9 protein-coding genes are annotated in these 12,568 nt (G+C 38.5%); 5 read left to right on the top strand and 4 right to left on the bottom strand.

The genetic code is table 11. The features are described 5' to 3' along the window. Positions 1-140: 140 nt before the first annotated feature. From BM084_RS14530 to BM084_RS14545, 4 genes are all read right to left on the bottom strand, one after another. A complete protein-coding gene (locus BM084_RS14530) occupies positions 141-1,871 on the bottom strand; it encodes a RagB/SusD family nutrient uptake outer membrane protein (RefSeq protein ID WP_093305702.1) in 1,731 nt (576 codons plus the stop codon). Positions 1,872-1,893: 22 nt separating this feature from the next. Then, positions 1,894-5,430: a SusC/RagA family TonB-linked outer membrane protein gene (locus BM084_RS14535; RefSeq protein WP_245764389.1), complete on the bottom strand. Its 3,537-nt coding sequence runs from the start codon at positions 5,428-5,430 to the stop codon at positions 1,894-1,896. 106 nt (positions 5,431-5,536) lie between these two features. Next, entirely contained in the window at positions 5,537-6,466 is a 930-nt protein-coding gene (locus tag BM084_RS14540; RefSeq protein WP_093305704.1) for a FecR family protein, read from the bottom strand. Between the two features lie 106 nt (positions 6,467-6,572). After that, entirely contained in the window at positions 6,573-7,127 is a 555-nt protein-coding gene (locus BM084_RS14545; protein ID WP_093305706.1) for an RNA polymerase sigma factor, read from the bottom strand. Between the two features lie 1,264 nt (positions 7,128-8,391). Between BM084_RS14545 and BM084_RS14550 the strand changes: the two genes are divergently transcribed. The 5 genes from BM084_RS14550 (at position 8,392) to BM084_RS14570 (ending at position 12,491) form a co-directional block, all read left to right on the top strand. Beyond that, on the top strand, positions 8,392-8,916 hold the full coding sequence (locus BM084_RS14550; RefSeq protein ID WP_093305708.1) for a BfmA/BtgA family mobilization protein: 525 nt from the start codon (positions 8,392-8,394) through the stop codon (positions 8,914-8,916). After that, positions 8,917-9,942 (top strand): MobB family relaxase, encoded by a 1,026-nt coding sequence (gene mobB, locus BM084_RS14555; RefSeq protein WP_093305710.1) that lies wholly within the window; start codon positions 8,917-8,919, stop codon positions 9,940-9,942. A gap of 112 nt (positions 9,943-10,054) precedes the next feature. Then, positions 10,055-10,735, top strand: a complete 681-nt coding sequence (locus BM084_RS14560; protein ID WP_093305712.1) for a hypothetical protein — start codon at positions 10,055-10,057, stop codon at positions 10,733-10,735. Between the two features lie 203 nt (positions 10,736-10,938). Beyond that, positions 10,939-11,985 carry a helix-turn-helix domain-containing protein gene (locus BM084_RS14565; protein ID WP_093305714.1) on the top strand — a complete coding sequence of 349 codons (1,047 nt, stop codon included), beginning with the start codon at positions 10,939-10,941 and terminating at the stop codon, positions 11,983-11,985. Then, positions 11,982-12,491, top strand: coding sequence for a PIN domain-containing protein (locus BM084_RS14570; RefSeq protein ID WP_093305717.1), 510 nt, complete (start codon positions 11,982-11,984; stop codon positions 12,489-12,491). Before BM084_RS14565 ends, BM084_RS14570 begins: the two co-directional genes overlap by 4 nt. The last annotated feature ends 77 nt before the right edge of the window (positions 12,492-12,568 follow it).

A 12,568-nucleotide genomic window follows, 5' to 3' on the forward strand; every position in this document is an offset into this window, starting at 1 on the left:
AAGGGAATATTCCTTGCGCCTTATGTTTTTGCCGACTAGTAAAAAGGTTGGTTTATTCAGCTGATTAATATTTACTCTCCCTACCAAATGCAGGGAGAATAAATAATGGCTGAGAATTCATAAGTTTTCGGCGCTAATTATTACCAGCCTGGATTTTGTTCTAGATTTTCATTCAATTGTAAATCTTCAATTGGTATGGGGTAGAAATAGTCTTTGGGCTCAACAAACTCTCCTCCATCACTGAAAGGATCGAGGTTTCCTGAGGTTCCATTGGTCAGTGGTTTTTGCATTACATTAATTAAAGAAGTCACACCACTTGGGGCACCTGAAGCATCTCCCTGGTGAAGGTAAACATCTGGTGTACCATCATTATTGAAATCATGAGCTCCCAGGCTTGAAAAATATATCCCCACCATTGGTTGTTCTACTTTTTTGCCTTCTTTCCATCGTAGAAGATCCTGCCATCTAAGGCCTTCGTTAAAAAGTTCTATTCTTCTTTCCCTCCTAATCTCCAGAATGACCCCTTTGTTTTCTCCTTGTTCGATATTAGAATAAAGGTTTTCTTGATATGGGTCTGGATTAGTGTTGGCTTCACTGAGCATTAGGTGTGGCATCGCTACACGATCTCTTAATAAATTAATACTAATATCAAGATCGCCCTGGGTTAAGGTTCCTAGTTCAGCTTTTGCCTCCGCAAAGATTAATAGGGCCTCCGCATATCGAAAAATAATCACATCAAAATAAGCAGCATTCCACTGGCTTCTAGGGGGTAGCGCTTTGATTATCCTATACCCGGTAGTCGAGGCATCCAAAGACACCGGTTCAGGTGAACTCTCTCCTATTACCGTAAAACCTGGGCCTGCAGTGGTCTGTGTCAGTCTGGGGTCACGGTCCTGCATTTCCTCATAATATTCCATAGTTTGGAAATCTTCTTTTGAGGTAAACCTACTGCCATCGGTCATAAGGTAACTATTCACTGCATCTTTGGTCATTCCCCAACCTCCCATTGTAGGTGCAGTCATGAGATATCCGAGATTATGCTGTTCGAGTTCCTGGTCAAAATCACGAGCGAGTATGGTCTCTGTCACATCCTGGTCATCTCGAGCAAACAAGCCTCGATACGCCTCTTCTGGGCCGCCTGCAGAATATATACCATAGGCTCCGGAATTAATAAGCTCTTGAGATGCCGAAACCGCCTCATTTAAAAACTTGTCCGAACCGTCAATATTATGGTATTTCCTGAAGGTGCCTTCAAAAAGAGCTATCCTCGCTTTTAAAATGAGAGCAGTATACCTGGTAATTCGATTTAACTGCACCTGTTCTGGAATATTTTCAATGGCATAATCAATATCAGCCAAAACTGAATCCATAACTATTTGCCTGGATTCCCTTGGTTTATAAAGTTCAGGGTCTCCTGCTTCCATTACCTGCCCATACCAGGGAACATCTCCAAAGTTTACCACTTTATCAAAATAAAAATATGCCCTGAAGAATTTAGCTACACCACTATAATGCTGCTTGGCCATGTCATCTTCCACCTTGTTGTAATTCTCAAGAAAAAAATTAATGTCGCGCAAACGTGTCCAATTCCATCCACCGCTGCCTCTTTCGGTTGGGACAATTCTCCCACCACGTATCCTAGCCGCAGGGGTTAACTGCATCATATTATCTGACGATCCATCATCTGTATATGTTCCTGTAGTAGGCAGCATAGTGTAGAAATCGTTAGTCGCCACCTCTAGGTCCTTGCCTGTGTTGAAAAAATATTCAGCTGCCACCTGATCTTCTGGAGGATTTACTAAAAAATCATCATCACAGCTTTGCATCAAAAGGCAAATAACAAGGAAACTCATTAAAAGTATTCTTTTCATTTTTTGTCGTTTTATTTAAATTTTACAATGAAATATTGATACCTAGTGAATAGGTTTTACCCATAGGATAGGATCTTAAATCTGCTCTTCCTACGGCACTACCAGGGTTGGAATAATTAATCGCTGACCCAGCCATCTCCGGATCAATGTATTTAGATAGGTCTCCAAAACGCCAGGTAAATAAGTTCTCTCCACTGAAATAGATCCTAAATTGTTTTACCTCAAACTTTTCAGTAAAATCTTTTGGAAGTCTGTAACCAAGGGTTAGGTTCTTAATCCTTAGGAAGCCTACATTTTTCAAGTAGTGATCATTCATCTCGTATAGGGACCTGCCTGATCCCAGTGAGGCATATCCTCGTTCTATCTGCGGATACTCTCCTCCATTTTCTGGGGTCCAGGCGTTTGAAACCAGATCTTTCCTTAACAAAGTAAGGTAAGGTCGCTGGTAAGTTCCCCAGTAGATGTCGCCTGTAGGATACCAGTTTTGCTTTCCTACACCCGCTCCTGCTACCGAGAGGTCAAAATTTTTCCAGTTTGCATTGATATTAAAACCAAAAGGAAATTTAGGCATGGCATTCCCGATTGGCTGAAGATCACCATGATCTTCAAGGGTGTAGTTTCCTCTATCTATCCTCCCATCACCGTCTACATCCAGATATTTGATATCTCCTGCTCTAAGATGACTCCACTCGTTATTTTGGGCAATGTTGAGTATAAAATTATAGACATTTCCCAGGCTATTTGATGGGTTTTCGAAACTATCCTGATAAGCCAGGGCTTCTTCATCGCTCTGAAATTGACCATCAGTGGGATACCCCCAGATTTGACCTAATTCCTGTCCTTCCCAGTAAGTACTCATAAGTCCTTCTGGATTACTATACTTAGTGATGATCCCCTTAAAATTACTTATACTGGCTGATGTACTGATTTGAAAGGGAGAACCTCCAACTTCAAAAGAATCCTGGTAGCCAATTCCCAGCTCAAAACCTCTGGTCCTAAGGGAGGCAAGGTTTTCTCTCGGTTCCGCGGCACCAAATACTGCTGGAAGTGGCATTCCAGGAAGGTACATATCCTCCGTATTTTTTTCATACCAGTCAAAAGTTGTTGTCAGTTTGTTTTCAAGAATACCAAGGTCAAACCCAAAATCAAGTGTGGAAGTAGTCTCCCAGCTAACCACTCTTGGAAGTGATCCCGGAGCACTGGCATAATTCAGACGTTCTCCGTTGTCCAGCCAGGAAGATACTCCAACATTCATCAATTGCAGGAAGGTGTTTACTCCTACATTTTGATTTCCAAGTTGACCATAGGAGGCACGCAGTTTTAAGGAGCTAATAGAATTTTCCAATGGTCTCCAAAAATCCTCACGATCGACTTGCCAGCCAGCTGACACAGAAGGGAAAAAACCGTATTGACTATCCTGCGGAAAACGTGAAGATCCGTCATATCGTGCATTTACTTCTAGGTGGTATTTGCCCCTATAATCATAATTGAATCGTCCAAAATAACCTCTAATGGACCAGTTAAGGGCCGATCCATCTGCGGCCATTATTTCGGTACCCAATGCCAGGTTGTCTAATTCCCTAACCAGAAGGCCTCCCTGCTGGGCTGCTATACGATCCCGGTCGAATTCTTCTTGATTAAACCCGACCATTAACTTGAAATTATGCTTGTTCAGCAGATTATAATCATAGGAACCATAAAGGTTTAATACATTGTAGCGATCTTTCCAACGGTACTCGGTAAGCCTGTTTAGTCCTGCCGTGGTCATTTCTAACCTATCACTACTTAGATATTCGAATTCGTTATATCTATAGCTATTGGATGTATTGGTAAAACGATTGCTATAATTGAGATTTACCTCCAAGCCTTTAAGGGGGGTTAATTTTGCCCGAAATATATTGGTAAACTCCTCCGTATCAAATCGCTGCCAGTTGTTTCCGGCTTCCATCGCCGGGCCTCCTCCCTGGCCTCCGTTTCCGCTCCTTCCTACATCCGTAGGCACGCCATCGACAAAATTCGGATAAAAAGCCATCAAGTCATACCAGGTAGTCGTACTGAATATTCCGCCGTAGCCATTACGATATCCTCCAAACTCTTTATTTTGTTCATGGCTAAATAAAATATTATTTGAGAGCTCCAACCAGGATGTGGGATTATAAGTGACACTGGATTTGAGATTATACCTTTCCATCTCAGAATCCTGGATGTTATTAATGGTCTCTCTTTCATAGACCCTTCCGGATAGAAACCCCTGGATTTTTTCGCTCCCACCTGAAATAGATATATTATGCATAGTGGAAGGCTGCCATTCCTTAAATATATAGTCGTACCAATCAGTCTTGTAAAAGAATTTATTGGAGCCGTCTTCCTGAAGTTCAAGAAATGGTGCTAGCTCACCACTTGCAACACTTTGAATGGTCTGCCAGTCCTCTTCGTCATAACCGGTAAAGTTCGTCCCGTTATACCCGAAAATTGCTGCATCTACTGTTTTTCCGTAAACATATGGATCTGAGATATAATCGGTACGGACGGTCGGGGTAGTATAGTTAAAATTATTGGTATAATTAACTGTCAAGTCACCAACGGTCCCGGACTTTGTGGTCACTATGATCACTCCAAAAGCACCTCTGGCACCATATATGGCTGCCGAAGCCGCATCTTTCAATACGGATATGCTCTCGATATCCTGGGGATTGATCCTTGTTAGATTTCCCTCAATACCATCGATAAGAACCAGAGGTCCACCCCCATTTATGGAATTAAAGCCCCTCACGTTTATATCCGGTGCTGCAGTAGGATCCCCTGAGTTCATTTGAACATTGAGCCCGGGTAATAAACCTTGCAACGAGGATGTTATATCAGCCGCCGGACGCAGGGCGATATCCGCTGCATCAATATGGCCAACGGCCCCCATCAAATTCCCTTTTCTTTTATTACCGTATCCAACCACTACAACTTCATTTAATTGAGAGGCATCTGTCTCCAACTGAATTTCAAGCTCATAATCGTTGGTTACAACTATTTCATAAGGACGAAAACCTACATAAGAAACCTTTAATGTATCTCCCTGTTCGGCTCGAATAGAGAATTCTCCATCAAAATCTGTGATAACCCCCACGTTTGTACCCAATATATTGACCGAGGCCCCGGGCAGGGGAATTCCTTTTTCATCGATTACCTCACCGGTAATAGGTTGTTGATACATTGCTTTTGACAAGTCAGGCTTTGTAATTTTTACTGATATAACTTTATTTACAAGCTGATAATCAATGGGATTTATTTTTGATATTTTTTCCAGAACATCCTTTACACTGATATTGTTTTGATTTATGTTATACTTTATTGTTTGCTGAGAAATTTCTTCCGGAAAACTAAAAGTATAATTAGTCTGGTTCTCAATTTTCTGGAAAACTGCGGTAATAGATTCATTATTGATTTGAATATTTACATAAGTCTGATCTAAATCCTGGACCTCACTTCCCATCATGGTTTTAGTACCAAAAAGTATAGTAAAGAACACGAAAAGATTTAAACCCTTTTTAAACATCTTATTATTCATTAGATTTGATTATTAATTTTGTTATTTTTTAATAAGCCCTGAATCGGTAGCCGCCGAAGAGGGGTTTTTTTGGTTTTGGAGTTGTCGATTTACATAGGCATGGCATTTATTTATTTTTGAATAATTCGATGGTATCTCTATTTATCTTTCGATTTTCAATACCGAAAATGAATTCTAAACTTTCAAGTACATCCCAAATGCTTTCTCCTGAAAAATTTCCTGATAAGGGTGGTAGCCCCGCCCGGGATTCATCGATTAGCACTTTTATATCATATCTTCGGTTTAGTATTCTAGCCAACTCTGCAGGAGTAGACTCCTCAAAGTGTACCTTTTTTTGAAGCCATGAAGTGACCATTTCGGAATTCACCTGGTCCAATAGTATTTTATTATTAACTAGACGTATGCGCTGATTTTTGGTAATTATCTGGGACTGATTAATTTTATCGGATACACGAACTTTTCCGGACAATACCACTACTTCTGAAGTTTCCTCAGGATAGTTTCGTACCGTAAATCGAGTACCAAGCACCTGAGTAACAAAATTTCCGGATGAAATAACAAATGGTCTATTTTTTTCGTGTGTTACTGAAAAGTAGGCTTCACCTTCCAACTTAATTGCCCTTTCTTCCTGACTGAATTTTTTTGGAAAAATAATTCTGCTGTCGGCATTCAAAATAACTTGTGAAGAATCGCTTAGAATTATGCTTTTTTGCTCTCCCTTTCGTGTAATTATCTCTGAATATTCCGTAAGTTCTGGCGAGGGGAAATTTGAAATATATGCATAGCTTCCTAGCATTAACAATAAAGCGGCTGCGACGGCTATAGCCTGATAAATTTGCCTGGTCCTTTGAGTTCCCTTTTTCTTTATATTTTTTAGAATACGATACTTTAATTGATGCTCGTACTCCCTTTCGGAAGGTGATCCCCCAGTCTCTTGTAGCGAGGTTAGGAATAATTCGACAGCACGTTTTTCCCGGCTGGTTGCATTTCCTTTTTCATATTTCTCTAAAAGCTTTTTGAACAGCCTTTCCTTCATAATAGTAGTGGATTTAAGGTCCTTCTACTATATAAGTACCGCCAAATGAAATATCCACTACTACAAATTGGAGAGATGATGTTTTGTTAACAGGAGCTACATTTAATTAACATTCAATAAGAGAGGCCATTCCAGAGACTATTAGACTAATAGTAACAATGTCATCATAAATGGAGGCTTGCTTAAGTAAGCTGAGAGCTTTGCTGATATGGTTTTCTACAGTGTTTACCGAAATTCCAAGGCGCGAGGAAATGTCTATATATGAAAGGTTCTCCTTATATCTGAGCCAAAACACCGCATAGCATTTGGGTGGAAGTAGCTTTTGGGCATTCGATTCTACCTGGGCTAATAAAACAGATCTGACTTCATCCTCGCAAATACTTTCTTCCATACTGCTCAATGCATATTCTACCTTCTCTAATTGGACATGGTCAAAAGTAACTTTCTTGAGTCTTTTTATACATTGGAACTTGCAGGCCCGAAGTAAATAATGTTTATAATTCTCAATTTCCAAAGTTGCAAAGCGTTTCCAAAGATCCAGGAAAATTTCCTGGGTAACATCCTCAGCTGCTTCTTTATCTCTTAGAAGGTTATTGGAGTATGTGTAAATCTCAAACCAATGTTCATTATAAATTTGGTCAAATTTCTTTTCATTTACCATATTAAAAACAAGAGCTTATTTAATTACTTTTGGAAAGAACATATTTAAGGCTTATCCTTTAATATTGCGTAAGGCCTGTGTTAACAAAAAATAAACTTTAGAGAAGGAACGGGGTTAGTGCTCCGTAAAAGATCTCGCTAGATTTTTTAACTTTCTTTCATATCCGGAATCAAGCAAATACCAGCTATACAAAAACCCATTCAGCCCATTCCCTCTGCATTTCGCAAAAGCTCCATTTCGGGAAAAGCGCTTCTCTTAAGGGGCTTGGACACCATCGAAGAAATTGCGACTTCCATTACACTAAGCCGATGAAAAATCGGGTCGCTCCACTCCAGTTCGAAATTTTTCGATGAAGTCCGCTGACCGGAAAGTCATTGTTCATCTTCCAAAGATTATAGTGGCCGTTACTGATACTTCCATAAACTTCATTCCCACAACCCTCCCTTTTTAAAACTTTAAAAAACATTCTTATCATAACTGTGGTATAAAGCCGTTCCGAATTTCCCTACTCTTCTTATACACTTTCATAAGACAAAAATATTGTAAGCAAAAGCATCAAGAAAGGCTAATGTGACTGCTCTAAGGGAGTAAATCCACAAGAAAGAGGTAGACTCAGCTCAAAACCTTAAATAGGTTAGATCGAGCTTGGAGTTAATATTTAAAAAAAGGAAAATGTTCTGGATATAATAAGTAGATCATTTAAAAATTAATTCAATGAGTGGGGTAAGTTTTCTAAAATTGGATATGATTTTTTTAAAATTAAAAGTGGAAATTTTAAATGGCTTTTAGCCTCCGTAATTAAAAATCTGCCGTCTCAAAAATCCTGATTTGAAATATTTGGAGGTTTTTATATCAATTTAGACCAACCGGCACCAAATCAAATGAAAATTTCATTTTTAATGAAGCTGTAGAAATAGTATTTTAAAGTGTTGATTTTCTGATAAATATCATTAAAGGAATTCTACGGTTTTGAGGTTCGCTGAATTTTTAAATGTGCACAAAAAGGAAGTGGATTATATAATTCCAGCAGTTGGTGTAAATCAAATTGTATGAAAATTTTGTCCCGCCTGCGGGACGAAATCGAATAGCAAGAGGGTAACACGTTGCACGGTGTTATTCGATTTCTTTTTTTGTAAACCCTGTGTTTATAGGGCTTTCTAAAATTGAAGCTTTAAAAAATATCCACCCTACTGGATATACCCCGCTGGAAAGGCCCGTAAAATAAAGATGGCGGTAGCCAGTAAATAGTAAAATAGTATCCATTATGGCGAAATCAAGACTACAATTAAAAGCAAGTACTGCAAAGCGGTTCCGGGAGTTTTCTAAGAAAAACAATAGCAACCAGTCTGAAACTTTAGACCTGATCCTGGACTTTTTTGAGCATAATAATCTCTCTCCTTTTGAAACTTTAGTGCCTTCAAAAGTGAGCCTGGAACAACTGATTAAAAAAAGGATCGATGCCGTTATCGCCATCCTTAAAAATATTGAGAAGACCCAGACCAAACCAAGTTTATTAATGCTAGAGTTACTTATGGAAGGGCGCTCAGTCCCAAAGCTTGAAGTTGCCAAAAAAGAAAAGATATCCGCTTCTAATGAAAAAAGCCCGGCACAATTGAAATTAGAAATCTCCAGGCTCCAGGAGGTATTGAAAACTAACAAAAGGGATCTGCTGTACTTAATACAGCACGTAGAGATTAAAAGCAATGCCTTTGGTCCGGATTATTTAAAACTCAATATCCCCCGTTCAGAATTTGAACATTATAAAATAGCTATTAAACAAAAGAACTAAATGTATATCAGCATCTCTCCTCAGAAAACTGGTGCCGCTTTTTCAAAAAGTGCAGGAGATTTTGTGAGCTACCTGGAAAAAGAAAACGCGGGAAAAAGCCTGTTGAAAAAGGAATATTTCTTTAATCAGTATGAAGATAATATACAGCCGTACGAAGTAATTAAAGGGATCGATGGGAATACCGCGAAATTAAAAAACAAAGAACCCAAATATTATTCCATCACCATGAGCCCCAGCCAGTACGAATTAAAACATATTCGTAATAATCCTGAAAAGCTAAAAGCTTTTGTCCGTGACGCAATGAAGGAATATGCCGGATCCTTCAACCGGGAGATCAATGGAAAACCGATTAATGTTGATGATATTAAATATTACGCCAAAATCGAATATGAGCGATCTTATAAAAGTAACGATGTAGCTATTCGGGAAAATAAAGCCTACAGCAAGCAGATCGCCCATCTTAAAAATGAACTTCGCAAAGTGGAACGTGGAGAAATTTCGGGAAACCCACGGAAACTTGAAAGTGAAATTCAAAAACTGGCTAGGGATGCTCCTTATAAAATCCGGGGAAAGGTGATAGAACCGGGAATGAAAAAAGAAGGGCTGCAAAGCCATATCCATATTATTGTAAGCCGAAAAGATGCTTCAAATACCTACAGCCTTTCCCCAGGCAGTAAATACAAAGCTTCTGAAGTGGAGATGCATGGTAAAATGGTCAAGCGGGGTTTTGAGCGGGATCGCTTTTTTCAGAATTCCGAAAAAGCTTTTGATAAGATGTTCCAGTACAACCGGAATTATGTGGAAAGCTATGCAGCCAAAAAGATGCTGAGTAAGGATCCTAAACAATATTTTTTAGGCTTAAGGAACCTGGGGTTCAATGAGAAAAAGATCGCTTTTAAAATGATCCGACAAGCAGGGTTACAATTACCCGTATTAAACCTGCCTACTAGTAAAGTTGGGTTCGCCTATAAACAACTAAAAAGGATCATCGAAACCGGAATTAAATCAAGTTCTATCGGTTATTAAATTCATCTGTTATGCTATCAAATATCTTTTTTTCCGAGCAAGATCTGGAATTGAATTTTCCCAAAGGATATGAAGAAACGAAAGCAATATACAAACCTGAAAACCTACTGATATGAGCGAAGTCAATTACATTAGCCACTTAAACGGAGTATTACGGAAATTCGCTGATGACGACAAGATCTCGTCCTCACACCGCAGTTTATACTTGGCATTTTTTGAATTATGGAACCAAAAGCGTTTTCCGAAAACAATTATACTTAACAGTAAACAGGTGATGGCACTAGCCAAAATACGTTCCAGAACGACCGACCACAAATTACTTCGGGAGCTAACAAACTGGGGATATCTTAAATACCATCCCTCCAGTAGTCCCCTAATGGGATCACTCATGGAGATGTCCAGATTTGATACACACCCTGATCAAAAAATGAACAGGACTTGTCCAGTTTCTGAACAGGTACCTGTCCAAAAATTGGTATCTTATAATAAACATAAGAGTAAACATATAATAAACTCTTTTAAAACCACTTGTCCAGAAAATGAACAAGAGGTTATTGAGTTTTTCAGAGAAGAAAAAAGAAGTATTCTGGAGGCTAAAAAATTCTATAATTTTTATGAATCCATAGGCTGGAAATTAAATGGTAAAAATCCAATTACAAAGTGGCAAGCCTGTGCCCAAAGTTGGATGCTAAAGGCTGACGAAATAAAAAAAGATCTAAAGTCTAATTCACCGTCCCATAACCGGGGCTACTTGCATACTAGTAGGAATAAAAACTATGGGGAGCCGTTATAGATTAGATGATCAAATTCAAAATTTCATTTAATTTGAAAGCTGTATGCTGTAATGTTTACCCTCTTTTTTATTTCACTAAACGGAAATCTATTGGAGCATACAGAATCGAATAGTAAAAAGAAAACCAATAAATTTTAAGATTTTTTATACACACTTTTAGTTGACAAATAGATACATTTGCAAATATTTGTAAACCCAACCTTATGCAAGCTATTTTTTCTAAACGTCTTAAAAGTGCCAGAATTCTTGCCGGAATGTCTCAAGACGATCTCGTGAAAAAAATAGATAAACTGGTTTCTAAAAATGCTATTTCCAAATATGAAAAAGGGCAAATGCTACCAGATTCCAATGTGTTGATCCAACTGGCAAAAGCTCTCAATGTAAAGCCCGATTATTTTTTTAGAAGTTATAATGTGGAAATCGAAAAAATTGAATTTCGGAAAAAGAAAAAATTGGGCACCAAAAAATTAAATGCCATTCAGGAGCAAGTGAAAGATATGGTAGAACGCTATCTGGAACTGGAACAATTCCTTGAGATTAAATCTGAATTTAAAAATCCTGTCAGCGATAAAATTATCAATGATGGCGATGATGTCGAAAATGCGGTAAACACTCTGTTAACTGAATGGAAATTGGGCTTTAATGCCTTGCCAAACGTGGTGGAGTTTTTAGAAGAAAAAGAAATAAAAGTAGTAGAGATAGAGGCGCCCCCCGCTTTTGACGGGTTCTCCGGCTGGGCCGATAAAGTATACCCGGTGGTAGTGTTGAATAAAAACTATTCCATAGAACGTAAACGCCTCACTGCTTTACACGAATTAGGGCACTTACTTTTAAACTTCAATACCAATTTGGAGCATAAGGATATTGAAAAACTATGTTTCAGGTTTGCTGGTGCAATGCTAATTCCGAAAGAAACCTTTTTTAAAGAACTTGGAGGAAAACGAACTTCCATTAGTCTTAACGAGCTTATAAATACCAAAGAAGAATACGGTATGTCTGTACAGGCAATTATGCGAAGGGCTAAGGATTTAGAGGTTATTACCGATTATTATTACCGGGGCTTTTGTATAAAAATGGTGAAAAATAAAGAAGAGGAAGGCCTGGGAAAATATGTGGGAATTGAAAAATCCAATCGATTTAATCAACTTTTATATCGTGCAGCTTCCGAAGATATTATTTCCTTAAGTAAAGCTGCGAATTTGGCTAATTTAAAATTGGCAGCATTTAGAAAAGAGTTTATCGCTTTATGAGAATTATTGTCAATGATGCTAATATTCTCATAGACCTGGTTGAACTTGACCTGCTCCCCCATTTTTTCGACCTTGAGTTTGAATTTCATACCACGGCTCTGGTATTAGACGAATTATTTGAGGAGCAACAGGAAGCTTTAAGGCCTTATATAGACCAAAACCTGTTAATTGTATCTCTTATTTCTGGAGAAGAATTAATCGAAATTGCTAAGCTACAATTATCCAAACCCAAACTTTCTGAACAAGACTGCTCAGCTTTTTTCCAGGCCAAAACCAAAGGAGGTACTTTAATTACAAGCGATAAAAATCTACGGAAATACGCTACAGAGGAAACGGTAGAAGTACACGGGCACCTATGGATTTTTGATGAAATGGTAGAAGCCGCTACTATCTCACCTCATAGAGCTTCTGAAAAGCTTAACGAACTATGCAAAAAGGTCAATCCTAGACTTAACTTACCCTCAAATGAATGTAAAAAGCGACATTCTTCCTGGAGCAAGCTTTAAGCTTTCTATTTCTTCACTTTCCTTTACCTATTACCCAAATTTTTCTAAATTGTACCACTATTAACAAGCCCTACCTT

Source organism: Salegentibacter agarivorans (assembly GCF_900113135.1).
Lineage (GTDB): Bacteria > Bacteroidota > Bacteroidia > Flavobacteriales > Flavobacteriaceae > Salegentibacter > Salegentibacter agarivorans.